23 protein-coding genes are annotated in these 25,309 nt (G+C 66.9%); 12 read left to right on the top strand and 11 right to left on the bottom strand.

What is annotated here, in order from left to right; all coding sequences use genetic code 11:
* Positions 1 to 52: 52 nt before the first annotated feature.
* The gene (locus RT655_RS06785; RefSeq protein ID WP_313535713.1) at positions 53 to 1,465 is read right to left on the bottom strand and encodes an exopolysaccharide biosynthesis polyprenyl glycosylphosphotransferase; all 1,413 of its coding nucleotides are present in this window, start codon (positions 1,463 to 1,465) and stop codon (positions 53 to 55) included.
* A 578-nt stretch (positions 1,466 to 2,043) separates the two neighbouring features.
* Between RT655_RS06785 and RT655_RS06780 the strand changes: the two genes are divergently transcribed.
* The 7 genes from RT655_RS06780 (at position 2,044) to lysA (ending at position 9,041) form a co-directional block, all read left to right on the top strand.
* A complete protein-coding gene (locus tag RT655_RS06780) occupies positions 2,044 to 4,230 on the top strand; it encodes a type I secretion system permease/ATPase (protein WP_313535712.1) in 2,187 nt (728 codons plus the stop codon).
* Positions 4,227 to 5,621 carry an HlyD family type I secretion periplasmic adaptor subunit gene (locus RT655_RS06775; RefSeq protein ID WP_313535711.1) on the top strand — a complete coding sequence of 465 codons (1,395 nt, stop codon included), beginning with the start codon at positions 4,227 to 4,229 and terminating at the stop codon, positions 5,619 to 5,621. Before RT655_RS06780 ends, RT655_RS06775 begins: the two co-directional genes overlap by 4 nt.
* A gap of 104 nt (positions 5,622 to 5,725) precedes the next feature.
* Positions 5,726 to 6,544, top strand: coding sequence for an enhanced serine sensitivity protein SseB C-terminal domain-containing protein (locus tag RT655_RS06770; protein ID WP_313535710.1), 819 nt, complete (start codon positions 5,726 to 5,728; stop codon positions 6,542 to 6,544).
* A 147-nt stretch (positions 6,545 to 6,691) separates the two neighbouring features.
* The gene (locus tag RT655_RS06765; RefSeq protein WP_313535709.1) at positions 6,692 to 6,958 is read left to right on the top strand and encodes a hypothetical protein; all 267 of its coding nucleotides are present in this window, start codon (positions 6,692 to 6,694) and stop codon (positions 6,956 to 6,958) included.
* Positions 6,959 to 6,968: 10 nt separating this feature from the next.
* Positions 6,969 to 7,481: an SAM-dependent methyltransferase gene (locus RT655_RS06760; RefSeq protein WP_313535708.1), complete on the top strand. Its 513-nt coding sequence runs from the start codon at positions 6,969 to 6,971 to the stop codon at positions 7,479 to 7,481.
* Positions 7,478 to 7,744, top strand: a complete 267-nt coding sequence (locus RT655_RS06755) for a hypothetical protein (RefSeq protein WP_313535707.1) — start codon at positions 7,478 to 7,480, stop codon at positions 7,742 to 7,744. Before RT655_RS06760 ends, RT655_RS06755 begins: the two co-directional genes overlap by 4 nt.
* A gap of 31 nt (positions 7,745 to 7,775) precedes the next feature.
* Positions 7,776 to 9,041 (top strand): diaminopimelate decarboxylase, encoded by a 1,266-nt coding sequence (gene lysA / locus RT655_RS06750; RefSeq protein WP_313535705.1) that lies wholly within the window; start codon positions 7,776 to 7,778, stop codon positions 9,039 to 9,041.
* 20 nt (positions 9,042 to 9,061) lie between these two features.
* Here lysA and RT655_RS06745 read toward each other — a convergent pair whose 3' ends face one another.
* From RT655_RS06745 to RT655_RS06715, 7 genes are all read right to left on the bottom strand, one after another.
* Complete coding sequence (locus RT655_RS06745; RefSeq protein ID WP_313535704.1) at positions 9,062 to 9,601, bottom strand: PEP-CTERM sorting domain-containing protein; 540 nt, start codon at positions 9,599 to 9,601, stop codon at positions 9,062 to 9,064.
* 187 nt (positions 9,602 to 9,788) lie between these two features.
* Positions 9,789 to 10,499 carry an exosortase-associated protein EpsI, V-type gene (gene epsI / locus RT655_RS06740; protein ID WP_313535703.1) on the bottom strand — a complete coding sequence of 237 codons (711 nt, stop codon included), beginning with the start codon at positions 10,497 to 10,499 and terminating at the stop codon, positions 9,789 to 9,791.
* On the bottom strand, positions 10,492 to 11,367 hold the full coding sequence (xrtV, locus tag RT655_RS06735) for an exosortase V (RefSeq protein ID WP_313535701.1): 876 nt from the start codon (positions 11,365 to 11,367) through the stop codon (positions 10,492 to 10,494). The genes epsI and xrtV overlap by 8 nt, the downstream gene beginning before the upstream one ends.
* Before the next feature lie 10 nt (positions 11,368 to 11,377).
* The gene (locus RT655_RS06730) at positions 11,378 to 12,088 is read right to left on the bottom strand and encodes a CpsD/CapB family tyrosine-protein kinase (protein WP_313535700.1); all 711 of its coding nucleotides are present in this window, start codon (positions 12,086 to 12,088) and stop codon (positions 11,378 to 11,380) included.
* Positions 12,088 to 13,431, bottom strand: a complete 1,344-nt coding sequence (locus tag RT655_RS06725) for a Wzz/FepE/Etk N-terminal domain-containing protein (RefSeq protein ID WP_313535699.1) — start codon at positions 13,429 to 13,431, stop codon at positions 12,088 to 12,090. The genes RT655_RS06730 and RT655_RS06725 overlap by 1 nt, the downstream gene beginning before the upstream one ends.
* Before the next feature lie 33 nt (positions 13,432 to 13,464).
* Positions 13,465 to 14,370, bottom strand: coding sequence for an SLBB domain-containing protein (locus tag RT655_RS06720; RefSeq protein ID WP_313535698.1), 906 nt, complete (start codon positions 14,368 to 14,370; stop codon positions 13,465 to 13,467).
* Between the two features lie 14 nt (positions 14,371 to 14,384).
* The gene (locus RT655_RS06715) at positions 14,385 to 15,692 is read right to left on the bottom strand and encodes an outer membrane beta-barrel protein (protein ID WP_313535697.1); all 1,308 of its coding nucleotides are present in this window, start codon (positions 15,690 to 15,692) and stop codon (positions 14,385 to 14,387) included.
* A 258-nt stretch (positions 15,693 to 15,950) separates the two neighbouring features.
* On the opposite strand from RT655_RS06715, the gene RT655_RS06710 reads away from it, so the two are divergent.
* Both RT655_RS06710 and RT655_RS06705 read left to right on the top strand, forming a co-directional pair.
* Positions 15,951 to 16,202, top strand: coding sequence for an XrtV sorting system accessory protein (locus RT655_RS06710; RefSeq protein WP_093294116.1), 252 nt, complete (start codon positions 15,951 to 15,953; stop codon positions 16,200 to 16,202).
* 94 nt (positions 16,203 to 16,296) lie between these two features.
* The gene (locus RT655_RS06705; RefSeq protein WP_313535696.1) at positions 16,297 to 17,688 is read left to right on the top strand and encodes an ATP-binding protein; all 1,392 of its coding nucleotides are present in this window, start codon (positions 16,297 to 16,299) and stop codon (positions 17,686 to 17,688) included.
* A 43-nt stretch (positions 17,689 to 17,731) separates the two neighbouring features.
* Here the strand turns inward: RT655_RS06705 and RT655_RS06700 are convergent, their stop codons facing one another.
* Positions 17,732 to 18,598, bottom strand: coding sequence for a glycosyltransferase family 2 protein (locus RT655_RS06700; RefSeq protein WP_313535695.1), 867 nt, complete (start codon positions 18,596 to 18,598; stop codon positions 17,732 to 17,734).
* On the bottom strand, positions 18,595 to 19,644 hold the full coding sequence (gene welK / locus RT655_RS06695) for a beta-1,4-glucuronosyltransferase WelK (RefSeq protein WP_313535694.1): 1,050 nt from the start codon (positions 19,642 to 19,644) through the stop codon (positions 18,595 to 18,597). The genes RT655_RS06700 and welK overlap by 4 nt, the downstream gene beginning before the upstream one ends.
* Positions 19,645 to 19,781: 137 nt before the next feature.
* Between welK and RT655_RS06690 the strand changes: the two genes are divergently transcribed.
* Positions 19,782 to 20,684 carry an EpsD family peptidyl-prolyl cis-trans isomerase gene (locus RT655_RS06690; RefSeq protein WP_313535692.1) on the top strand — a complete coding sequence of 301 codons (903 nt, stop codon included), beginning with the start codon at positions 19,782 to 19,784 and terminating at the stop codon, positions 20,682 to 20,684.
* Positions 20,685 to 20,737: 53 nt separating this feature from the next.
* Here RT655_RS06690 and RT655_RS06685 read toward each other — a convergent pair whose 3' ends face one another.
* Positions 20,738 to 21,691, bottom strand: coding sequence for a glycosyltransferase family 2 protein (locus RT655_RS06685; protein ID WP_313535691.1), 954 nt, complete (start codon positions 21,689 to 21,691; stop codon positions 20,738 to 20,740).
* A gap of 227 nt (positions 21,692 to 21,918) precedes the next feature.
* Here RT655_RS06685 and RT655_RS06680 point away from each other — a divergent pair, with 227 nt between their 5' ends.
* Together RT655_RS06680 and RT655_RS06675 are read left to right on the top strand one after the other, a co-directional pair.
* Complete coding sequence (locus RT655_RS06680; RefSeq protein WP_313535690.1) at positions 21,919 to 23,919, top strand: right-handed parallel beta-helix repeat-containing protein; 2,001 nt, start codon at positions 21,919 to 21,921, stop codon at positions 23,917 to 23,919.
* 77 nt (positions 23,920 to 23,996) lie between these two features.
* A complete protein-coding gene (locus tag RT655_RS06675) occupies positions 23,997 to 25,277 on the top strand; it encodes an oligosaccharide flippase family protein (protein ID WP_313535689.1) in 1,281 nt (426 codons plus the stop codon).
* Positions 25,278 to 25,309: the final 32 nt, after the last annotated feature.

Raw genomic sequence — 25,309 nt, 5'->3', positions numbered from 1 at the left:
GGAAGTGACGCGGATGTCAATCCGCCGGTGTGATGATTAGCGCCGACGCGCCTTAGAACGCGTTGGAGTGCACGATCACCCGGAGCGTCTTGAACAGGATGGTGATATCGCGCCAGATATCCCAGCCGTCGATATATTCCATGTCCGCCTGGAGACGGTTGGTCAGATCGACGCGGCGATCGGTGGCGCCGCGGAAGCCGCGCACCTGGGCGAGGCCGGTCATGCCGGGTTTGAGCGTGTGGCGGTGCCAGTAGCGCTCGTCGATTTCCCAGAACAGATGATCGGCGGCGCGCGAGCCGAGCGCGTGGGGGCGCGGGCCCACCACGCTCATGTCGCCACGCAGCACGTTGAGCAGCTGCGGCAGCTCGTCGATGCTGGTCTTGCGGATGAAGCGGCCGACCTTGGTGATCCGATCGTCGTCGCGGCTCGCCGAGACGTTGCCGTTGGCATCGCACAGCGTGACCCGCATGGAGCGGAACTTGAGGATTTTGAACAGCCGGTTGCCGCGGCCGACGCGGTCTTGCGCAAACAGCACCGGGCCCGGGCTTTCCAGCTTGATCAGGATCGCCACGATGATCATGAGCGGCGACAGCGCGAGCACCGCAGGCACGGTGATCGCCAGATCGAGCGCGCGCTTCTTGGCGCGGTTCGGCATGCTGAGCGGCCCCTGCGAGACGACCAGCGTATCCTTGCCGTCGTACGAGTCGACGCCGATCGCACCGAGCGCATTGAACTGGGGGACGAGGATCTCGCCCTTGATGTTCATGCCCTTGAGTAGCAGCGCCCAGACCGCACGATGCTCCTCGGTGCAGGCAACGATCACCCGATCGAACCCGATCACGGTGGTGCCGAGCCGATGCAGCATCTGCGGGTCGCGCGGATTGGGCGAGAGGTTGATGATCCGCGCGTCGAGCGCCACCGCATTGCCGGCCACGTCGAGCGACACGCCATCGACGATCACCAGCTCGTCGAGCAGCCGGCCGCCGGTCGCGGCGCGGACGTGGCGGCGGAACAGCAGCCGGCCGATCGTGACGAACAACAGCGAGAGCAGCGCGCCCTCGCCGAGCTGGACGCGCGACAGCGGCAGCTCCGCGGTCAGCAGATAGCTGCCGAGCAGCACGACGAACACGGAGAAGAAGAAAGCCGAGAAAATGTTCTTCACCCCGCTCACCGGGTAGCGCAGGCACGCCAGCGAATAGGTGCCGCTGGCCAGCGCGGTACCGAGCGTGATCGGCAGCAGGAACACGCCGACATTGATGCCGGCGAGCGACAGCCAGTTGCCGTCGCGCGTGCAGGCGGCAAGATAGAAGGCTGCCAGAATGGCGATGCTGTCGAGCAGCAGCAATTCGGTGTAAAGAACCATGCGGAGCGTCGATCGACGCCACACCGGGGCTACGGCCGGGTCGATCCGGGCGTGCGCCCGAAGTTGCTCCTCAAAGGCGCGCTGTGCTTCGAAAGCGTTCATGGCCTCATCGGGCTCCCTCAACGGAAACTGCACGCTGACAGCGGCCGAGTCGGCCTGTTGCAGTGCATTATAATGAGACGAATCGCGATCCGGAAGTCTCGGTATCGATCAAACGGTATGTTTTTGGGACCGAGATTCAGCAAGATCATACCCTGAATTATGGTTCGCGCCGACGGGGTAACCCGCACGAACGCAGGAACCGCGTACAAATATCCCTCCGACACGACACTATTTGCCGTATTTTCCGGCGGAGTGCGACCTGCGCCGATGTAGGCCCAGGAAAGTGGCAGGATCAAGGGCGCCGCATGCGTCGGCAACGGGAGAACACGCTCCTCCTTCGCATATGCAGCGTGGGTTTTGTAATAAATTGCTGCGACGCAACGCGAATTTCCCAGGGCCCGGCGCGGGCCACTTCGCCATGTGCTTTAAGCTGCCTGGCTTAAGGATGGTTGAACCGCCGCAGCGAGGGCGACCGACACCTACGCATAAACCACAGAAACATTTGGCTTAATCGAGTCTTTACCAGCCTTCTTCATCATGGCGCGGAAGAGTAGCGCCATGGAGGCAGAGTTCCGGAAATGACACGCGACGAGATGCAGGCCACCCTGCAAAGCGCTTTTGCGGGCCCATCGGCCGCGGAGCGCGAGGCCGAACTGCGCGAATCCGGGCTGGTGGCGCTGTCGCTGCTGCTCGGCGTCCACAATATCGCGATCACCCCCGAACAGCTCCGCCACGCGCTGGGGCACGGCGACTCGCCGACGATCGACGATCTGATCCTGCTCGCCAAGCGCCAGCAGGGCGTCCGCGCCAAGGCGGTGGACGTGCCGCGCGGCGGCCTTGCCCGCCAGCCGCTGCCCGCGATCGCCGACGGACCCGACGGGTGGTTCGTGATCGGCGGCCTCACCGAACATGGCGTGATCATCCAGCGCCCCGGCCATGCGCCCGAGCAGGTCGATCGCGATGGGCTCGACTCGATCTGGTCCGGCACACTGATACTGCTCACCACGCGTGCGGTGGTGGGACGGCCGCTGCGCTTCGGTTTCTCCTGGTTCACCGCGCAGTTCATGCGCTACCGCAAGCTCTTCCTTGAGGTGCTCGGCATCACCTTCGCGCTCAACCTGCTCGGCCTTGCCGCGCCGCTGCTGTTCCAGAGCGTGATCGACAAGGTGCTGATCCACAACAGCATGAGCACGCTGAGCGTGCTCGCATTCGCCTTTCTGTTCGTGTCGGTCTGGGAAGTGGCGCTGGGCTGGATCCGCACCCGGCTGTTCACCGAGACGACGCAGAAGATCGACGTCGAGCTGGGCGCGCGGTTGTTCCACCATCTTCTCGCGCTGCCGCTTTCCTATTTCGAGAAGCGCCGGGTGGGCGACACCGTCACCCGCGTCCGCCAGCTCGAGACGATCCGCGAGTTCCTGACCAACGCCTCGCTCACCGTGCTGGTCGATCCGCTGTTCACGCTCGTCTTCCTCGCGGCGATGCTGTTCTATTCCCCCATGCTCTCGGGCATCGTGCTGGTATCGCTGATCCTGTACGCGATCGTGTCGTTCAGCGTGGCAGGTCCGCTGCGCAAGCTCGTCGAGGACAAGTTCGAGAAGAGCTCGGCCAGCAACGCGCTGCTCGTCGAGAGCGTCTCGGGCATCCACACGATCAAGGCGACCGCGGTGGAGCCGCACTGGCAGAATGGCTGGGAGCGCCAGCTCGCCGCCTATACCGGCGCCTCGCAGCGGCTCATCAACACCGCCAATACCGGCAGCCAGGCGATCGAGATGATCTCCAAGCTCAGCTTCGCCGCGATCCTGTTCTTCGGCGCGCAGGCGGTGATCGGCGGTGCGATGAGCGTCGGCGCGCTGGTCGCGTTCAACATGTTCGCGCAGCGCGTCTCGGGCCCGGTGATCCGCATGGCGCAGCTGTGGCAGGACTTCCAGCAGGTGCGCATCGCGATCGAGCGCCTCGGCGACGTGCTCAACCACCCCGTAGAGCCGCGCCCCGCCTCGGCGGCGACGCTGCCCGTGCTGCGCGGCGCGATCCGCTTCGAGAATGTCAGCTTCCGCTATGCCGAGGACCAGCCGCCGGTGCTGAGCGACATCACGCTCGACATCCCGGAGGGGACGTCGCTGGGCATCGTCGGCTCGTCGGGCTCGGGCAAGTCGACGCTGGCGAAGCTGCTCCAGCGGCTCAACCTGCCGAGCAACGGCCGCGTGCTGGTCGACGAAGTCGATGTCGCGCAGCTCGATGCGTCCTGGCTGCGCCGGCAGATCGGCGTGGTGCTGCAGGAGAACCTGCTGTTCAGCCGCACGATCCGCGAGAATATCGCGCTGTCCAACCCCGCCATGCCCTTCGAGCATGTCGTGGCGGCAGCCCAGCTTGCCGGCGCGCACGACTTCATCCTGCGCCAGCCGCGCGGCTATGACACCGAAATCGTCGAGCGCGGCGTCAACCTGTCGGGCGGCCAGCGCCAGCGGCTCGCCATCGCCCGCGCGCTGGTCGGCAATCCGCGCATCCTGGTGTTCGACGAGGCGACCTCGGCGCTCGACGCCGAGAGCGAGGAGCTGATCCAGAACAATCTGCGCGCGATCTCCGCCGGCCGCACGCTGGTGATCATCGCCCATCGCCTGTCGGCGGTGCGCGGCTGCGACCGGATCATCACGCTCGAACAGGGCCGCATCGTCGAGAGCGGCCGTCATGACGAATTGCTGCGCCTAGGCGGCCGCTATGCCGACCTGCACCGCCGCCAAAGCGGCTTCGGGGAGATTGCCGCATGAACGCCGTCGTCACCATGGGCCCGCGCGGGCCGCTCGCCCGGATCCGCGGCACGGTGCTGCCCGCACGGACCGTCGATTACGATACCACCTTCCTGCCCGCCGCGCTCGAGATCATCGAGCGGCCGGTTTCGCCCACCGCGCGGCTCACCGCCCGGGTGATGGTGGCGGGGCTGGCGATCACCACCGCCTGGCTGGCGATCGGCAAGGTCGAAGTGGTCGCGCCGACGCAAGGCCGAATCGCGCCGATCGGCGAGACCAAGATCGTCCAGTCGCCCGAATCGGGCATCGTCCGCCGAATCCTGGTGGGCGAGGGCCAGAAGGTCAGCAAGGGCCAGGTATTGGTCACGCTCGACCCGACCATGTCGGCGGCCGAGGCCACGCAGGCCAAGGTCGCCTTGCTCAGCGCCCAGCTCGAGGTCGCGCGCAACCAGGCGATCGTCGACGCGCTCGACGGCAAGGGCTTCCGCTTCGTCGCGCCCGCCGGCGCCAGCCCGGCCGAGGCGGCGACCCACCGCGACCTCGCGCGCGCCCGGCTCGGCCAGATCGAGGCGGCGACTGCCGGCGGACGATCGGACAGCGGCGCCGCCGTCTCCGCCGCCGCCGAGGCGCAGGCGCAGGTGCAGAAGCTCGAACAATCGCTGCCACTGCTCGAACAGCAGGTCGCCGCCAATGAGGCGATGGCTGCGAAGGGCTATGTCTCCAAGCTGCGCGTCGTCGAGCTGCGCCGCCAGCTGATCTCTGAACGCCAGGACCTCGCCGCCGCGCGTGCCGGGGTCGCCAAGCTCGGCCAGCAATCGCACAGCGCGAGCAGTCTTTCGGCGCGAACGCGCGATGAAGCCCGCGCGCAGGTGCTGCAGGATCTGGTCAAGGCCGAAGGTGAGGTGCGCGGGCGCAGCGAGGACGTCGCCAAGGCGAGCCTGCGCAGCAGCTTCCGCGAGCTGCGCGCGCCGGTGAGCGGCACCGTCTCGCAGCTTCAGGTGCACACCGAGGGCGGCGTGGTCGAAGGCGTGAAGCCGCTCCTCTCGATCGTGCCCGACAAGGCGCGGCTCGAGGCCGAGGTGATGATCGACAATAGCGACATCGGCTTCGTCCGCACCGGCATGCCGGTGAAGGTGAAGCTGCAGGCCTTCCCCTACACGCGCTACGGCATGATCCCCGGCACCGTGGTGGGGATCAGCCCCGAGGCAGTGCAGATGAAGGAAGGCCAGTCGCCGGTGTACAAGGCGCGGATCGCGCTCGATCGCAATTATGTGAACGCGCACGGCGCGCAGGTGCCGCTGCGCCCAGGCATGATCGCCAGCGCCGACATCGTCACCGGCAAGCGGACGCTGCTCAGCTATCTGGTCGGCCCGGTGCTGGAAACGGGGAGCGACGCGCTGCACGAGCGGTGAGGCGAGGCGGGCATGGTTCCCGCCGCCCTTCCTTTGCATCTAAGAGGGAGAGATAGGCCGCCCGCGCTGCTCGCCGGGCGGCCCTCGATCTTGGGGGGGAAGCCATGTTCAAGTGGTTGGCGAAACGGAACGCGGCGAAGACGGAGCGCGCGGACACGGAGGCCGATCATGCTGGGCAGGAAAGCTCGGCCGTTCCCCCGCGCTTCGAGCCGCAGAACGACCTCGAACGCGCATTGATGCGGGCCGGCGATGACGTCAAATATCGCGAGCACTTCACCGCCATGTTGCTGGAGGCGCCGCTGCTCTTCGCCACGCCCGAAGCCCCGGCGGAATCGGGCACGAGCGTGATCCAGGCGGGAGAAAGCCTGTCGATCCTCCGTGCCCGGCGCTTCGACGGCGAAAGCTACCCGGCGCTTTTCACCTCCGAGCTTCGCGTCGCCGAGGCCTTCGGCGCGGGCACCGGCTATGTCCAATTGCTGGGCAAGACGGCGCTGGAGATCGTCGCGGCGGACGGCGCCTGGCTCAACCCGGCCTCGAGCTACAACGTCACCTGGCGATCGCGCGATCTGCGGGCCATCCTGGGCCAGCCGGTCCCATGGACGGCGGAGCAGGACACCCAGGCCCTGCTCGGAACGCCGCAGGAAACGCCCACCGCGTTGATCGCGCGGATACAGGCGATCGTGCTGCCGGATCCGCGCATCGAAAGCGCATGGCTGGCGCTGGCGCACTGGCCGACGACGAACAGCTTTTCCTGGTATCTCGACATCCGGACTACGGCGCCGCGCGAAGATATCGCGCCGGTCTTTGCCGGCGTCTGCGACCGCGGCGTCTCCGGCGGACGCGAGTTGGACATCCTGTTCCAACAGCCTGGCGGAAACGAGGGGCAGGGCATCCGGATCAAGTCGCAGACGCTGCACGCCTAGCCCCTGCGGGTGTTCGGGTCCGGCACCCGACTTTATGCAATTCTAACGCCGCGTGCCCGGCTTCGCTCTCGAAGCTTAATGCAGGCCCCGCCTAGCTTGCGGGTGCCGGCTCCATCAGGAGTCGGCGCTTGTAGGAGTGCGTTCGGCATGGCGTCCGATCTCGTTGCGGCGCCCGATCCGGCTGCCACCATCCTCTGGGTGGGGCAGGACCGGGAGGGGCATTGGCTGGTCCAGGAAAATCACGGTCTGATGGAAGGCCGCTTCGTCTCGCGCGAGGCGGCATGGCAGTTTGCGCGGGCCGAGCGGCACGCCTTCCCCGGCGCCGCATGCGCCGAGGCGGGGCAGCCACTGGTGCCGTGCATCTCCTTCGCACCGGTCGCCGCCGACGAGCGCGCACCGCGTCGCGCGGCCTGAGGCGGCGGCCATGCATCTCGAATATGCCTATGCCGTTCCGCCGGTGCGATCCGGTGCGCCGCTGTCCGCCATCGTCCGCCATGCCTTGTGCGACGCCGCCGAGGCCGTCGCCGCGCGGGACCTGCGCTGGACGGCCGTGCTCGAACAGCTCAAGATGCTGCACGCGGCGGGACGGCGCAGCGTCCGCATCGTCGATGCCGCGTGCGGCGACGGCGCGCTGCTGCTGCCGATATTGGGGCGTGCGCGTGCGCTCGGCTTCGTCGCGATCGAGGCGCGGGGGGTGGACGGCGACGCCGCCGCGCTCGCCCGCGCGCGCCGCGCCGCGGCGGCGATGGCGGACCGCGCGATCGCGGTGCAGTTCGATTGTGGCAGCGTCGAAGCGGCGCTGCACGCGGAAGCCGCCTTCCCTGCGGATATCCTCCTCTATGCGGCGGATCGATCGGAACTGGCGCGGTTCGCCGCGCTAGCGCGCCGTGCCGGGAACATGGCGTTGGGTGGTCCGGTTCGGGAGTCCGCGCAATGAACCGGCAGGGAGATCGCCTCTGGCGCGGAGTCGGTGCTTTCCTGTTGATCGCGGGCGGGCTGGCGGGGACGCTCACCGATATCAGCGGTCCGGAAGGGGCGGGGACGCTGCTGCTGCTCGGCTTCCCGCTCGCGATCCTCGGCCTCGTGCTGGTGGTGCAGGGCAAGCGCGCGCCGCTGGCGATCCGCGTGGAATGCAGCCGCCACCGGCATCTGCCCGAGCGGCTGCAGGCTCGCCGCACCGGGCGCCCGCCGCGCGGCTGACCTCGCCTCGCGACCGCAACAAGGAACCTCCATGTCTTTCCAGATGCGTGACGGCACGCTTCACGCCGAGGGTGTACTGCTGCCGGCGATCGCCGACGCCGTCGGTACGCCTGCCTATGTCTATTCCGCGACCGCATTGCGCGACGCGGCGCGCAGCTTCGTCGATGCTTTGGCACCGATCGCGCGCAAGCAATTGCTCTACGCCGTGAAGGCCAATCCGCACCCGGCGATCCTGCACACGCTGTCGGGCTTCGGCTTCGGCGCCGATATCGTCTCGGGCGGCGAACTGCAGGCGGCCCGCGCCGGCGGCATCGCGCCCGACGCCATCGTCTATTCGGGGGTCGGCAAGACGCGCGAGGAGATGGCGGCGGCGCTGGATGCGGGGATCGGCCGGTTCAACATCGAGCACGAGCGTGAGGGCGAGGTGCTTTCCGCACTCGCCCGCGCGCGCGGGGTGCGGGCGACGGCACTGCTGCGGGTGAACCCCCTGGTCGATGCGCATACCCATGCCAAGATCAGCACCGCGCTGACCGACAGCAAGTTCGGCATTCCCTATCCGGAGGCCGTGCCCGTCTATCGTCGTCTCGCCGCGCTGCCGGGGCTCAAGCTGCAGGGCGTCGCGGTGCATATCGGCAGCCAGATCACCGATCTCGCGCCGCTGTGCACCGCCTATCGGAAGATCGGCGCGCTCGTGACCGCCTTGCGGGGGCAGGAATATTCCATCACGCACGTTGATCTCGGCGGCGGGCTCGGCGTGGCCTATCGCGCGGGGGAGGCGGGGGCCGATGTCGTCGCCTATGGCGCCATGGTCGTCCGCGAGACGGCGGGCTGGGACGTCACCTTGCTGTTCGAGCCAGGGCGCTTCCTAGTCGCGGCGGCAGGCGTGCTGCTCACCCGGGTGCTGTGGGTCAAGCCGGCCCAGCCGCACCCGTTCGTGATCGTCGACGCGGCGATGAACGACCTGGCGCGACCCGCGCTCTACGACGCATGGCACGACTTCGTGCCGGTGCGTCCGTGCAGTTCGGAGCGATTCGTTGCGCACGTCGTCGGGCCGGTCTGCGAATCGGGCGACAGCTTCGCCCATGCGCGCGCCATCGAGCACGTAGAGGAAGGCGACCTCGCCGTGCTGGCGACTGCCGGCGCCTATGGCGCGGCGATGGCCTCGACCTACAATGCCCGCGCGCTCGTGCCCGAGGTCTGGGTCGATGGCGACCGGTTCGACATCGTCTCGGACCGCACACCTGCGGCGCTGGTTCGCTCGCAACGCCTGCCGCACGGGATGGCGGAGTCGGCCTGATCGCGCGCGCGGCCTGGCGATCAAATAGGGGCGGGCATCTGGCGCCTGCGTCGATAGCGCAGCGCGGTGCTAAGAGCGGCCATGCCGGTGATCAGCGACGCCCATGCGGTGGGCTCGGGCACGGCGGAGGTCGCCGTCACCGCGACATTGGCGGCGGTCCAGTCGCCCTTGCCATCGGCATAGAAGAAGAAGGGCGCGGTCGGCGCGGCGGAGAAGGGATGATCGATCATGGTGCAGAAAGACTGCGCGACGATCTCGCACCCGCCATAGTCCACCGGATATCTGCCGATCGACAGGCTGGCACCATCCCAGGAGTACCAGACTTCATAGGGAATGTTGAAGGCGTGCACCGTCAGTCCCTGCTGGGTGCGGTCGAAGGCGGCGGAGGTTCGGTCGAAATCGATGGTCAGGCGAAGATCCGCATGATCGAAGGCCGGCGCATCCGAGTTCGGTATATACCAGAAAAAGTTGTCGGCGGTAATGTGCAGCGTCACGGGTTGTGCGACGGCCGGCAGCGGCATCGATGCCGCAAGCGCGAGCGCGAACATGGTCCTGCGCATTCGGTTTCCTCCCCCTGTTCTTCTTCATATGCGGCGCGGCCGCGTCTTTTCATAGGGCGATCCGCGCGGGGAGGAAGAGTCGCTAGTGCCGTGCCGCGTGCCTTTTTGGGCGGCGACAGGCCCGAGCCGCGGCAGCGTTTTCATCCGCAGAAAGGGGCGGGGCGGCGCCGACGCCGCCCCGATGGCATCAGGCGCCTGCCTGGTGGTGCGGTTCGATCGCCGCGGTCATCTGCGTGCCGAGCAGCGGACGGAGCACCCGCGGGTCGAGCACCTTGACCAGCTCGCGCGCGAAATCGAGATTCGCCGCCAGACCTTCCCCGGCCTCGCCGTTGACCGTCGAGATGCGCACGAGCACGCCGTCGACGATCCAGCCGGCCATCTGGCTCTTGAGCCGCGCCATCAGCTGCTCGTTGCCCGATTGCGGCAGATATTCGCCCACGCGCGCCCAGTAGAGGATCTGTTCGGTGCGGTTGTAGTTGGTCGCGGTCAGCGCGCGGCCCGGGATCGCCACCTTGTCGGCGATCGGGATCATCTGCGCATGGCTCTCCAGCACCGTAAAGCCAAAGAACGGATAGCAGACCTCGGGCCGGTGCAGCTGGAGCAGATCGGTCTGGGCGTTGCCATAAGCGATCAGCAGCATCACCGTGGTGCCATCGGGCCGCGAAAAGGCGCGGCTGACCACCTGGTTGTACAGCTTGTCTTCCAGGCTGCCCTCGCGCGGCGGCGCGATCAGCGCGCCGGTATCTTCTGCCTTCCAGGCGCCGAACGCCTTGGGCATCAACGCATCCAGCTTGGTCGCGCCGAGCAGGTCCATGCGGCGCCGCGGCTTGAGGCCGAGCGAGGCGCCGGCCGCGGCGAAGCAGCCGCCGCCGATCAGCAGGTCACGCCGGTTAAACATGGGACCTCCGACGCAGGAACAGCTGAGCCTGCTCGACCGCCCAGTCGATCGCGAAGATGCCGAGCAGCGCCACCACGAACATCACCATGCCGGTGGAGACGTGGAGGAAGCTCTGCGCGGCCTCGTCGCCGAGATGGTAGGTGATCAGCACCAGGATGACGATGCGCAGGATGTTGGTGAGCACCGCCACCGGGATCACTAGCGCGGCGATGAACAGCGCATAGCGCCACGACGGCTTGTTCTTGATGTAGATGTACAGCAGCGTCACCACGACCAGACTGGAGAGCGAGCGCAGCCCCGAACAGGCATCCTCGACCAGCAACTGATAGGGGCCGACAAACAGCGTCACACCCTGGCGCAGGATCGGATAGTCGAGCCACGACAGGAACCCCGTCGCCGCATAGGAGACGAACTCCTTGAGCGGCGCGGTGACGCGGTCGACCGCCCAGCTCGGCGGCGGCACCAGGAAGAACAGCCAGAGGACCGGGAACCAGGCGGCGCGCAGCGCGCGGCCGCCGAAATAGAGATAGCCGGCGCTGATCACGGCACCCACCAGCCCGAAGGTCTCGATGCTGATGAAGTCGAAGACGCGGCCCAGCGTGTAGACCGCGAGCGACAGCAGCAGCGACAGCATGCCGATCGCAAGATTGCCCGGCGCGCGCAGCGCCTCGATCGAGCTGCGCTGGCGCGCGAGCATCCAGGCGCCCGTGGCGAGCACGATCGGGCCGTGCACGCCGCCTTCGGCGCTCCACACCTGGCGGCCCAGGGTGATGAAGGTCGGGATCGCCAGGGCCAGCAGGCCGGCGATGGCGAACCAATAGCCGCCGCTCGCCCTGCCTTGCTGCCGCTCCAGGGCGGTCGCAGTCATGTGGTCCAAATCAATATCCGTTCAGCACGCAACCGACGACGTTGGTCCGGTCGGCACGCAGTGTACGGGTCAGCGTGTTGACATCGCGTATATAGCTGTTGTCCTTGCGGGCGACGATCATCGCATAGCCGGCGACGTTGGCGACGCGCTGCGCATCGGCGCAGGTGTTTGCCGCGGTCGTATCGAAGATGGTGATGTCGAACTCGCGGAGCAGCTGCGTCGTCACGTCGCGGAACTGCTCGGACGAGAGCAGTTCCTGCGGGCTGTGCTCGACATGGCCGGCGGGGATGATCGACAGCTGGTCCAGCCCGGTCGGGTGGATGATCGAGGCGAGCTCGACGTCGCCCGAAGCCAGATAGTCGGCCAGGCCAGGCTTGGCCGGATCGATCCCGAAGGCGGCACCGACCGCCGGGGCGCGGAGATTGGCGTCGACCAGCGCGGTCTTGATGCCGATCTGCGCGAGCGCGGTCGCGAGGTTGATCGCGACGAAGCTGCAGCCGGCACCTTCCGACGCGGCGCAGAGCGCCAGCGCACGGCGCCCCTCGCGCAGGTGCTGCGCGATGATGCGGGTGCGAAGCGCGCGGATTGCCTCCGCCTCGATCCCGGTGGGGTCGGACAGGACGAGCTGGTATTCGAGCGCGGCTGTGGTGTCCGGCGTCGTCGGGACGGCGCTGGGACGATCGCCTTCGGGCAGCGGTTCGGGCGTGGTCATCGCGTCCATCAGTTTACTGCAGCTCCGTGCGGTTCGGCGGTTTCGCCAAGAGTTTCTTGGGTGCGACGCAGGCGGGCGGCGAGGGCGGCGCGGCTCTGCACCACACCCAGCACCGGTGCGTCGACCGCGGTTTCGAGATCTTCGGGGCTGCGCACGCGGCGGCCGAGCAGCTCGACGAGCAGCGCGACCAGCAGGCCCAGGCCCAGGCCGAAGGCCGCGGCACCGCCGATGATCATCGGCACCTTGGGGTAATAGGGGCTGTCGGGCGCGCTTGCTTCGCTCAGCGTCGACATGCCCGTGTCGTTGCTGCTCGCTTCGAGGCGCAGATCGGCGACGCGCTGGGCGGCCTTCATATATTGATCCTGCTTCAGCGTCACGTCGCGCTGGAGCTGGGCAAGCTGGTCAACTTCCTGGCGGTTGCCGAGCACGCGGGCGCGCTGGGCGTTGGCCGCGCTCTCGAGCGCGCTTTGCGCCGAGCCGGCGCCGCCGCCGGCCTGCGCGCGCTCCTGCGCCGCCGCCTTGGCGTACACCGCGCGCTGGCGCTGCAGTGCCTGGAAGGCAGGATGGTTCGGACCGAGATTGGTCGCCGCCTGCTGGATCTGCTGGTCGATCTGCGCGAGCTGGAGCTGCGCCGGGCCCATGCCGCCGGCTGCCACCACCGGCGCCGCGGGCATCGCGGCCTGGCCGGTAAGCTGGGTGAGCTTCTGCGTGTCGAGATCCCCGCCGGTGTCGGTGAGGACGATGCCCGACTTCTTGACGAAGGCGGTGCGCGCCTCGACCGCCGCGAGCAGCGCCTGGCGGGCGGATTCGGCCTGCTGCGCATACCAGTCGGCCGACTTGGTTGCCGCGGAACGCTTGTTCGACAGCGCCTGGGCGAGGAAGGCGGTGCGGATCATGTTGGCGATCCGCTCGGCACGATCCGCCGAGCTGTCCGAGTAGGAGATCTCGAGGATGTTGCTCCCCTCGATCACATTGGCGTTGGTGTTGCTGATGATCTGGCGGGCGAGCCAGCGACGGATGTCACCGGTCGCAGCCGCCGGGGAGGCGTTGAACGCGGCGATGTTGGCCGGGTCGTTGGCCCAGCCGAGCTCGTCGACCACGCGACCTGCGGTCGCATAGTCCTCGATCAGCTCGGTCTGCGTCTGCACATAGGCGCGCATGAACTGCGAGTTCATCACCTGGCCGGTGACCGGATCCGGCTTGAACGTGTCGAGCACCAGCCGGGTGGTCGCCTTGTAGCGCTCCGGCAGGAACTGCACGACCAGCGTGGCGGTGGTGACGCAGACGAGGAACGCCGGGAGGATGATCCACCGACGCGCCCAGAGAATGCGGAAAAATTGTACGATATTCACTGGTGCGCCTCGTCAGCTGCCAACATGCCTAGATCAGAACAACCGCTCGCCGATGACGATCGTGTCGCCGGGCTTGATCGGATCGTCCAGCTTCAACTTGAGCTCCTGGCCATCGCGCGTGACCTTGACCCGCTTGATCGAGCCGGCCGGTCCGAGACCGCCACCCTGCGCGACCGCGCGGCGGAGAGTCATGTCCGCCCGAATCGGATATACCCCAGGCGCGTTCACTTGGCCATAAATGTAGAAACGCTCCACTTCGGGCACGAACACCTTGTCGCCTGCGGCCACGGTGGGATCGTCCGTCGGCCCGCCCTGGGCCAGCTTCTTGTAGTCGAGCTTGACGTTGGTGCCGTCGGCGCGGGTGAGCATCACGAAGTCCGCGGCATCGGCCTTGAGCCCGCCCGCGCGCGCGATGATTTCCGAGACGTGATAGCCGCGATCGACCGGCTGCAGCCCGGCGGTGCCGACCTGGCCGAGCACCGTCACATAGTTGCTGACGAAGCTTACGATATCGACGCTGACGATCGGCTTGGCATAATAGCCGCCGGCCTTCAGCAGATCCTGAAGCTTCTTGACCAGCGTGATCGCGGTCTCGCCCTTGGCGACGACCGCGCCCAGATAGGGCAGCGTGACCGTGCCGTCGGACTGCACGCGGGCGCGGGTCTTGAAGTCGCTCTGGCCGAGTACGTCCACTTCGAGAACGTCGTCGACGCCGATGAGGTAGCCGACCGGCGCGGAGCCGGACGCGATCGGCGCGGCCGGTGCTGCGGTCTGTACGGGCTCGGCCGGCGTCTGCTGCTGCGGCTGGGCAGCAGCAGGGCGCGGGCGCGTCGCCGGGGCGGAAGGACGCATCGTGGCGATCTGCGCCGCGGCAGGCACCGCGAGCGCGGTCATGCCGGCGAGCGTCGAGACCAACAGAAACCTACTCTTGTCGTACATGGATGCGGCCCTTGTCAGAGCGCCAGCGACGTCGAAAGACTGACGCGCTTGGCGTGGTATTTGAAAAGCCGGATGTTGGACGTCCGTTCGTCATAGCCGACGCCCAGATTGAAGCGCAGGCGTCGAGTCGCGTTGTAGGACGCGTTGGCACCCAGGGACAACATGTTGTCGCTGCCCGAAATTGGGGCACCTACGAAGAGCGTCGACGACGCATAGTCGCGCCACGTCTTGTTCGCGCTCAGCGAAATCCGGGTGCGGGTGCTGAGATCATGCGCGATCGAACCCGACAGCATGGTCATGATCTCGTAGCTGACGAAATAGATCGTCGATGGCTGCGCGGCGCGCGAGCCGGCGACCTGTAGTGTGAACAGGTCGGCGTTGTACACCGCGGCTACATCGAAGCCGATCCCCGAGAAGCTTTCCGTGCCCGGCAGCTTCGGATCGACCTTGGTGTAATTCACCGATCCGGTGAAGTTCAGGCGGCTCGATACGGCGCGCTCGAGCTGGACGCCCCCCGCATAGCTCTTGATCCCGTCGCTGCCGACGCCGCCGCCCGCAGTCGGCCGATGGATGTAGACGCTGTTCGAATAGCGCCCGAATACCGAGACTGTCCCCAGCGAGGGCGACTGCAGCCCCAGCTGCGCGGTGAAGGTGTCGGTATTCGCATCGGCATATTTGCGCAGCGTCTGGCTGTTGCGCACTTCGGTGCGCGAATAGGCCAGCGTGGGACGCAGGCCATAGGCCCCGCCGCAGCCGATGTCGGCGCTGTACCGCCGCGCTTCCTCGGTGTTGTTGAAACTCTGCGGGGCGTCGAGCGCGTACAGGGTGGACAGGTCGCTGATCCGGCGCTGATAGCCGATTTCGCCATGCGCCAGGCACGATGCCAGCCGCTGGTCGGCACCGCCGGTCAGGGTGATGTTCTCGCGGTTCAGATAGGTGTATTTGTTGTAGAACCGGTAACCGACCGAGCCTGCCAGATAGGTGGTGCCGGTGGCGCGTGGCAGCACGACGTTCAGATCGAGCGAGGGCGCGACGAGCACGTCGCCCGAGCTGCCGCCGCCACGACTGATCCGCGGATCGCTGGCGATGACATTGTCGTTATATTCGATCAGCCCCGTCGCGCGCACGTCGATCTGGCGCCCGCCGGTCGACGGCCGCGGCGTGAAACCCGAGCGCTGTGCCAGAGCGGGATGCGCCGATGCTGCAGTCGCGAAGAGTGCAATGATGCGGCAGGATAGCGTGAAACGGCCCGTCGGGCGCGCTTTTTCAGGCTTGTGAATGTCGTGTACTCGCACGGTGGTCCCCCCGGGTGCTCGCTTCATTATCAATGGCCTCCAGTACAAGCAACCGGATCAACGCCCTGGCAAAGGCGCCGGAACCTGCCCTGGCCCTGTCCCCCGACCGTTTTCTTTGCGAGAAAACGTCGAACCAAGCGCAAACTCCCATTTCGAGGCGGTGGTTGCTTAACGGGCTATTATCACATTCGCGGGCATCTAGCGAGTTGCCCCGCGCGCTGCTAGTGCAGGTGCGAACGCCGCGGGGAAGTCATTCGATTCCTGCGGTGAATGGAAAGGACATGCATGCAGACGCCATATGATTGGGTCACCATCGCGATATTCGCCGGCCTGATCGTTATCTTCCTGCAACGTTCCCAGGCCGATTCGGTTGTCCGCGACACGATGATCAGCTATTTACCGCCGGCAATAGGCTGCGCGGTCGCGAACTATCTGGGGAACGAGAACTATCATGTGTTCGCGATTCTCACGATCGTATTGGTGCTTGCGTATATCGCGTTCGTGATCAAGCCGTACGAATTCATCAAGCGCCGCTGAAAAGGCGGCCGCCGCTACGGGGAGAGGATGTCCTGAGGCTAGAGCCCAGGTTCGCCTCGGCTTTTCCGCGGCGTATTTTTTAAGAGGTGGTCGAGTGGCTTTAGGTTCCACGCTGAAGTTCTTGTGGCCCTTCGGGCGCCGCGAATTGCCTGAGGACGATGGCTATCTCCCGGTCGCGGCGACGGTGGTGCCGCATCGCGATGCGTACGGCGCCAGCCGGCAGCGTCCCGACTTCCCGACCTTCCGCGCCTCCGCGCTCGATCGGCCGCTGGATCGGCGCCGTGAGGAGCGCCGCGAGATCACCCGCGCCCGCTTCGCGCTGGCAACCTATTTCACGCCGACCCAACCGGTCGCCGATCGCTCCAGCTTCGCGGGCCGCCTGGGCGTGCTCGCCCGGCTGATCTCGTCGATCGAGAGCCAGCGCAGCCACGTCGTGCTGTATGGCGAGCGCGGCATCGGCAAGACCTCGCTGCTCCACGTACTCGCGGACGTGGCGCGGGAATCGAGCTATATCGTCAGCTATGCGACATGCGGCGCCAACGCGAATTTCTCCGACCTTTTCCGCGCGGTGCTGCAGGACGTGCCACTGCTGTTCCACCGCGAGGTCGCGCCCAACGCGGGTGAGGCGGAGAGTGGCGGCAGCCTCGCCGATCGCCTGCCGGCGGGCAAGTTCGGCGCCGGCGAGCTGGCCGATCTGTGCGCCGACGTTACCGGTACGCGCGTGCTGCTCATCCTCGACGAATATGATCGCGTCGAGGATACCGCCTTCCGCCAGCAGGTCGCCGAGCTGATCAAGAACCTGTCGGATCGCGCCGCGCGCGTCCAGCTGGTGATCGCCGGCGTTGCCTCCAACCTCCAGGAACTGATCGGCTACGTGCCGTCGATCCGCCGCAACGTGATCGGCTTGCCGATGCCGCGGCTGGAGGAGAGCGAGGTCCAGGAAATGATCGCGTTGGGCGAAACCGCCTCGGGCGTGCGATTTGATCCGAACCTGACCAGAATCATCCATCTGCTCGCGCTGGGCTCGCCCTATTTCGCGCGGCTGCTCTGCCACCACGCCGCGGTGGAGGCGCTCGATCAGGGCCGTCTTACGGTCGATCAGGGCCATCTCCGTCGCGCGCTCGATTCGTCGATCGTCGAGATGGAAGGCCGGATGGCGCCGCGCACCGTGCTGGAGATGCGCAAGTTCGTCGGCGGCCGCTATGATCCGCTGCTCGCGGCCCTTGGCGAAGCGTCGCGCTCGATCGATGGCTGGTTCAGCGGTCGCGCCGTGGTGGACCTGCTTCCGGGTGCGCCGATCACCGCACAGCAGGTGGAACAGGAGCTGGCCGGGCTCACCCCCCAGTTGGGTCTGGAGACCGAGATGCAGGACGGGGAGCGTCGCTTCCGCTTCGCCGACGACACGCTGCCCATCTATCTGTGGCTGATGGTCGGCCGGCTTCGGCTGGACAGCGGTACGCTGGAGGACGCGCTGGCGACGGTATGAAGGCGCGGGCGAGGGGCCAGGTGCCCCTCGCCGCATATCGGGATCAGACCGGCAGGCCGATCGCCTGCAAGAGCCCCGCGCCGCCGCGCCAGAAGCGGAGCGCGATCAGCGTCCCAAGCGCCTTGGCGCGCGCACCCTGGGTTTCGGGCGTGCGCAGGATCCGTGCATAGTCGGAGGGGATGAACGCCGGCTGCATTGCCGAGCGTACCACCCAGCGCAGCCGGCCGCGCGGCTGCTCAAGGCTCAGCAGGAACAGTTCGCGCTGGATTCGGCGCGTCTTCTTGAGCATCGCATCCCAGTCGGGGCGCGGCGGGTGGCCGACCGAGGCGTCGCCGCAATAGTCGATCTTCATCCCCATCCGGATGGCGCGGTTGCACCATTCGATGTCTTCGGAAACGCCGGTGCGAAAGCCGCCGATCCGGTCGAAGTCCGCGCGCATCACGAACAGGTTCGCAGTGACGGTGAACTGCGACTTGCGGACATAGCTCTCATTGTCGAACGCCAGCGCCAGCTCCACCGCGGCGCTGCCGGTCAGCTTGCCTTCGGGGGGCAGCACGAACATGTGACCGCCCAGGAAGGTGCCGGGCCGCACCATCGCCGCGCCTGCAGCCAGCCAGCCCGGCTGGGCGACGCAGTCGCTGTCGATGAAGGCGAGGATCTCGCCGCGTGCCTCCGCCGCCGCGCCGTTGCGCGCGGGGCCGGCGCCCTTTTCGGGGATCGTAACCACCCGCGCCCTGCCGGCGACGACGGCTTCGACCGCGGCGAGGCCGCACGGCGAGGCATTGTCGCCGACGATGACCTCATAGGCATCGCGGTCGATCGTCTGGCGGTCGATCGAATCGAGGCACAGCGCGAGCCCGTGCAAATCGTTGTAATGGGGAAGGACGACGCTGATCCGGGGCGTGCTCATCGTTTCTTGGCTCCCCAGCCGGTGAGCAGCTCGCGCAGCCGGTTGGCCAGCGCGGTCTGATCGGTGGTCGCCAGCTTGGGCTCGCTCGCCTTGGCCGCAGCGACCGCCTCGCCCAGCTTGCTTTCGTCGCGCACCGCCTGCAGCAAGCCGCGATCGGCGAAGGTCTGCGCGATCTCCTCCTGGTGATCGTCATAATGCTCGCCCAGGTCGAAGCGGCGCGGGAAGGCGACCACGCGGCAGCCGGCGCGCAGCGCGGTGACCAGCGATCCGGTGCCGCCATGGCAGATCACCATGTCGGCATCGCGCAGCAGCAGCTGGAGATCGTCGAACGGGATGGTGCGGCGGATCTCGACGTCGGGAATGCCCGGATCGGCCAGGTCCTGGTCGCCATATTGCAGCACCAGCTTGCCCGGCAGACCGCCCGCGCGCTTCAGATCGAGCACTGCCTGCACCAGCCGCGGGAAGGGCAGGGTGGCGCCGACCGTGGCGAAGGTGAGCGCCTGCTTGGGCGGGCGCGGGGTGTCGAGCATCCGGAACGGATCGAACAGCTCGGCATCGGGCCAGGTCTGCTTGAGTGCCGCCGACTGGACGAAGGTGATCGTCGCCACGCCCTTGGCCATCTTGCCGAAGGCGGAGGGGTGGTGGAAGCGCGCGAAGCTTTCGATATGGACAAATTTCGCACCTGCGAGCTTGGCGAGCAGCGCGGTAAAGAACACCGCCCCGGCGCCGGTCGAGATCACCACATCGGGCTTCTGCCGTCGCACGATCGCAAGGCTCTGGCGGAAGTTGCGCCACGCGCCGCCCAGCATGTGCAGCGGATGCCCCAGCCGGGCCTGGCCCAGCGCGTAATGCTCGACCAGTTCCACCGGATGCTTCTCGGCGAGGCTGCGGCCCAGCGCCGTATCTTCGGTGACGAAGAAATAGTCATGTTCCTTCCACACCGATTCCAGATCGAGGATCTGGCGCAGGTGGCCGCCCCCCGAGGCGGCGAGGCACATCTTCAGCGGCTTGCCCGCATTTCGTTCCACTGCGGTCGCGTCTGCCATGCCATTCCCTTCGTACCATCTGTCTCCCCGCGGGAGCCATGCTGCACTGCCAACGCTATTGCGGATGCCCGCCCGCCCGAATAGGTTCAAGTAGAAGTTTGTGCCGTGCGCAATTCCGTGCCGGTGGGGAGGTTTTCATGAAGAAATGGTTCCTGGTGACGGCGGTGGCTGCGGCCGCGCTGGCCGTATCCGGATGCGGCGGCAAGGGCGGCAAGCTCGACAAGGGGCAGGTGGTCGCCAGCGTCGACGGCGACGAGATCACCATTTTCGAGCTGAATGCGGAAGTGCAGGCCTCGCAGGTTCCGCCGGGGACTGACCGCAAGCTGGCCGAACAGCTTGCGCTGCAGCGCATCATCGAACGCAAGATCCTCTCCAAGGTCGCGCGCGAACAGAAGCTCGACAAGACGCCGGCCTTCCTGATCCAGGAACGCCGCGCCGACGAGCTGATCCTGACGACGATGCTGCGCGACAAGATCGCGGGCGGGATCGCACAGCCGACCGACGCGGAGATCGCGCAGTACCAGGCCGCGCATCCGGAGCGGTTCGCACAGCGCAAGATCTACAGCGTCGAGCAGATCCAGTTCCCGCCGCCCAACTCGGCCGACAAGTTCAAGCAGTTCGCGCCGCTCAAGACGCTGGATCAGCTGGCTGCCAAGCTGACTGCCGACGGCACCCAGTTCCGCCGTGCGCCGACCCAGATCGACACCGCGGCGCTGCCGCCGGAAATCACCGCCAAGATCGCAGCGCTGCCTGCGGCCGAGATGTTCATCCTGCCGACCCAGCAGGGCCTGACCGCGAACGTGATCACCGCGGCCACGGTGCAGCCGCTGCCCGCCGATCAGGCGCGCGAGCTTGCGGTGAACGCGCTGCGCAACGAACGCTTCAGCAAGGCGGCCGACGCCCAGCTCAACGAGCGGCTGAAGAAGGCACGCGCCACCGTGAAGTACCAGCCGGGCTACCAGGCGCCGCCGCAGCTGCAGAACAGTGCTACGCCGCCCGCGGCAAGCCCCGCCGCGCCGGCGGACAACGCCGCGCAGTAAGCGACGACGGGGCGGCGCCGGCGGGCGCCGCCCCTTTTGCCATCGGCCGGGCGTCAGCCGCGGCCTTCGTTTCCGGTGCGATAGCCGTGCCACCAGCGCTGGCGCTCGCGAACGATCGGCGTCCAGGCGCGGCTCACCGAGGTGAAGCGCTCGCGCTTGCCCGGCATCACCCCCGCCAGCAGCCTGCCGAGCGCGGCATATTTGAGCGCCGCGAACCAGATGCCCCAGCCCGCGACGAGCGCGCCCGTGGGGCTGTAATGCTTGCGCGCATAGTGCATCCGCCCGATCGTCATGAACATGATCCGTCCGGCGGACAGCGAATGGCCGCTGCCGGCGTCGTGCATCACCTTCACGCCGGGATCGACCAGCACAGTATAGCCCTTGTCGCGGATGCGCTTGAACAGGTCGACTTCCTCCGAATAGAGGAAGAAGCTTTCGTCGAAGCCGCCGATTTCGCGCCACACGTCGGCGCGAACCATCATGAAGCCGCCGTTGAGCACGTCGACCGCGCCATGCATGGTCGCCTCGGCGGGCAGGCCACCGCGCCGCAGCCGGCCGGCGGAGACCACCGACAGCACGAAGTCGCCGGGGGTGGGCAGCGCCAGGAAATTGGCGGCGTCGAGATTGCCGGCGGGGTCGTAGGAACGGCCACCCCAGGCGGCGGCGTCGGGGTTGGCCGCGGCAAAGGCGACCAGCCGGTCGATTGCACCCGGCTGCGGGACGGCGTCCGGATTGACGAGCAGCAGCAGCGGCGCCCGCGCATGCGCGGCGCAGCGATTATTGCCGGCGCCGAAGCCGATATTGCCTTCGCTGGGCACGATGCGGACCTGGGGAAGCCCGGCGCGCACCAGCGCCTCGGTATCGCCGCCGCCATTGTCGATCATCAGGATCTCGTACGGCGTCGTCGCCGCCGCGGCCGCGATCCCGGCCACGCACTGCCGAATGAAATCGGTCGAACGATAGGCGACCACCAAGACGGAGACGTGCGGCGTTGCTTCGGTGCTCATGGGCCGTGCTCTACCGGGAAAGGGGCGCAGCGTCGACCCGGCGCGATCGTCCAAGCATATCGTCGGCCTGCCAGCGCCGCATCGGCTGAATAATGCACCGGCGATGGGCGTTAAGCAGTTTTACACCACGGAGTTACACCACTTGTTGCATGGCGGCATGGCAATTTCGAGATCGAGGGAATCACGCGTCGATTTGGGGTCGACTAGTAACGCAAGGGTAGCACAACATGCCGGTTGTCAAGAATCAGAGCGAACTCGATGCCGCGATCAAGAAGGCGAGTAGCGGTGATGTGATCCTGCTCGCGCCGGGTACGTATAGTTCGATCACGATGACGAACGTCAACCCGGCGGCGAACATCACGATCCAGTCGCTCGATACCAGCGACAAGGGGCGCGCGAAGGTCGGTGTCCTCTGGGTTACCAATTCGAGCAATGTGACGCTGAAGGGATTCGACGTCATTCGTCCGACGGCGCCGGCCGATGATTTCGCCATCGCGAATCGGGTCCTCTCGTCGAGCAACATCACGATCGACAACGTCAAGTTCAGCGGCGGCACGGGCGACCCGACCTATGCGGTGGGCCTCGGCCTTTCCATCCGTGGCGGCACGAACAACAAGATCATCAACTCGACGATCGATCACTTCAAGAACGGCATGGACGTGCGGGCCGTGAACGGCATGCTGGTCAAGGACAACAACTTCCTCGACAACCGCATTGACCACACCAATTTTTCGGAAATGACCAACGTCACGATCGACGGCAATCGGTTTGAAGGGCTGTATCCGCAAGACGGCGACCATCCCGATGCCATCCAGTTCATGACCGCCGGTCGCACCAGCGGGAACTCGAACGTCGTCATCAGGAACAACGTAGTGATGACCGGCAACGGCCGCGGCACCCAGGGCTTCTTCCTGAACGACGAGAACGGCGCGATGCCCTACAAGGACATCACGATCGAGAACAATCTGATCTATTTGAGCGGCATGTATCACGGCATCAATCTGCGCAACGCGCAGAACGCCACGGTCGCGAACAACACGGTCATATCCGCGGTCGACGAGAAGTCGACCTGGATCCGGCTGGAAGACGTGTCCGGCACGTTGACCGGCAACCTCACCGACCAGGTCGTCCTGGACGGCACCAACACCCTCACCAACACCAACAATACGCAGCTGGTCAACGATTTGGAGCAGATGCGGCGGATCTATGGGATCAACCAGGCCAGCAATACCAAGATATACAGCCTTCTGGCACCGGGCATCGGCTATCAACCGCCGGCCGGCAGCCGGTTCGCGGCAGAGGTCGCGAGCGACGTGCTGCGGAACCCGCTGCCGACCGGACCGCGTCTGCTGCTGGATCTCAACTTCGGCACCCAGGGCGTCGTCGACACGTCGGGCTGGGGCACGAGCAATCTGGTGAAGCCGCTCACCACGGAGCGGATCAGCAACGGCATGCTCAACGTCAGCACCGGATCCGGCATGGAGCTGGCACGCGGTACCTCGCGCCAGCTCTACAATCTCTCGGCCTTTACGCTGAACTTCGATCTGCAGCGGGCAGGGGCCAACGCGCCGACCGGCCAGATCATCGGCATCTACAACAGCTGGAACGTCACGCTGCGCGCCGATGGCGGCCTGACCTTCACGATGACCAACGATGCCGGGGTCACCTCGACGATGGCAACCGCCAGCGGCGTGATCGGGGATACCAACCTCCACAAGATCGCGCTCAGCTTCCAGGGCGACGCCGGTGTCTCGACGCTATATGTCGACGGGGTCGCCAAGGCGACGGCGAAGATGTCCGGCGTCACGCGCAAGCAGGAATCTTGGGGCCTTTATGTGGGCCATCCATTCACCGCCGCCTTCAGCGGATCGGTGGGGGACATCGAGATGCGGGACACCGCATTCAGCGCATCGCAGATCATCTCGCTCAACGCTGGCAGCGCCGCGACCAAGACCCCCACGGCGGCCGACACGCTCAAGGGGATGGTGGCCAAGGGCGTGGCGCAGACCGCCGCGACGCTGGCCGGCAGCACCGCCTGGGGCGGCGCGATGGCGGCGCCGGCAACGTTGAGCCTGGTCAGCGCCTTCGGTACCAGCGGCGCATCGGCATCGCCGCTGGCGACGGCGCTCGCCACCGCCAGCGCGAGCGGGTCGCTGTACACGAGCGCCTCGCCCTTCTCGATGCTCACCACGCCGCGGCTGGCATCGCTCGACCTGTTCCACGCCTGAGCCGGGCCGCCCCCAGGCGGCTTGCCCCCTGCGATCGCTTGTCTTAAGCGCGGGGCATCTTCTTGGGGGCGCTCGCGGTGAAGCTTCAGAACTTGCATCTGCGCGGCGTGCGCGGCCAGATGGTGGTGGGGTTCGGGGTGAAGGGCCTCGGCGCCGCCACCAGCTTCCTCTTCACCTGGCTGCTTGCGCGCACCGCCGGTGCGGCGGGCGTTGGCGCCTTCGGCACGTCGCTCACCACGGTGCAGATGTGCGTGATCCTCGCGCTTCTCGGGCTGGACGCTATCCTCGTCCGCTCGGTGTCGGTGAATCTCGCGCTGGAGAACACGGGTCGCGCGCGCGCTGCGGCGCGGCACGCGATCCAGGTGGCCACCGGCGCCGGGCTGGCGCTGGCGCTGATCATCGTGCTGTTTCACTGGCAGATCGCGGTCGACCTGATCGGCAGTCCGGCAATCGCGCAGAGCCTGATGGTACTCTCGCTCGTCATCCCGATTCTGGTCTATTGCCGACTCGTCTCGACGGTGCTGCGCGGGGTCCGGTGGATCGGCCTGTCGCAGTTCATCGATGGCCCGCTGACCACCTCGTTCGGCAGCCTGGTGCTGGCGATCGTGTGGGTGCGGGGGATGCCGGCGGATGCGGTGTTCGCGTCGCAGCTTTACCTGCTCGGCGGCGTGATCACTGCCGCGGTCGCCACCTTCCTCTACATGCGCGCGGTGCGGTCATGGCAGCCGCGCGAGCCGCTCGATGAATCGCTGCTCAAGCCGGGCTTCCTGATTCTCGTCGCCAACGCCAACAACCTGTTCACCGACTGGTTCGCGACCGTGCTCCTCGCGGCGACGCACGGACCGGTCGAGGCCGGGCTGTTTCGGGTGGGCTACCAGATCGCCGCGATCCTCAAGCTGTTCTCCGCGACCTCGGAAACGATCCTGCAGCCGGTCTTCGCGGTCGCCTATCGCCAGGGCGACCTGCCGCGGATCGGCCGCATCCTGCGGTTGACGATCATCGGGCTGCTGCTCGCATCGGCGCCGCTCGCGCTTGCGGTGCTGGTCGCTCCGGAATGGATCATGCGCATCTTCGGCAAGCAGTTCACCTCCGGCGCGGCGGCGATGCAGATCATGGTGCTGGGCCAGGTGTTCAGCCTTATCTTCGCCTCGAGCGGCAGCGTGTTGATGATGGCCAGCCGCGAACGCCTGACCGTGGTGCTGACGACGATCGCGGCGATCATCGGAACGATACTCGCGCTGCTGCTGATTCCGCCCTATGGAGCCTTGGGCGCGGCATTCGCGATCCTGGGGCCGTTGCTGTTCTCGCGCATGGCGTCCATGGTCGCGGTGCGGCGCCTTGGTGTTCGGATTTTCTAGGGAGGCTCGGTTGGCAGGGGCGGTGCGGCGTT

Source organism: Sphingomonas sp., assembly GCF_032114135.1.
Classification (GTDB): domain Bacteria; phylum Pseudomonadota; class Alphaproteobacteria; order Sphingomonadales; family Sphingomonadaceae; genus Sphingomonas.
This window is presented reverse-complemented; position numbering and strand designations above follow the sequence as displayed.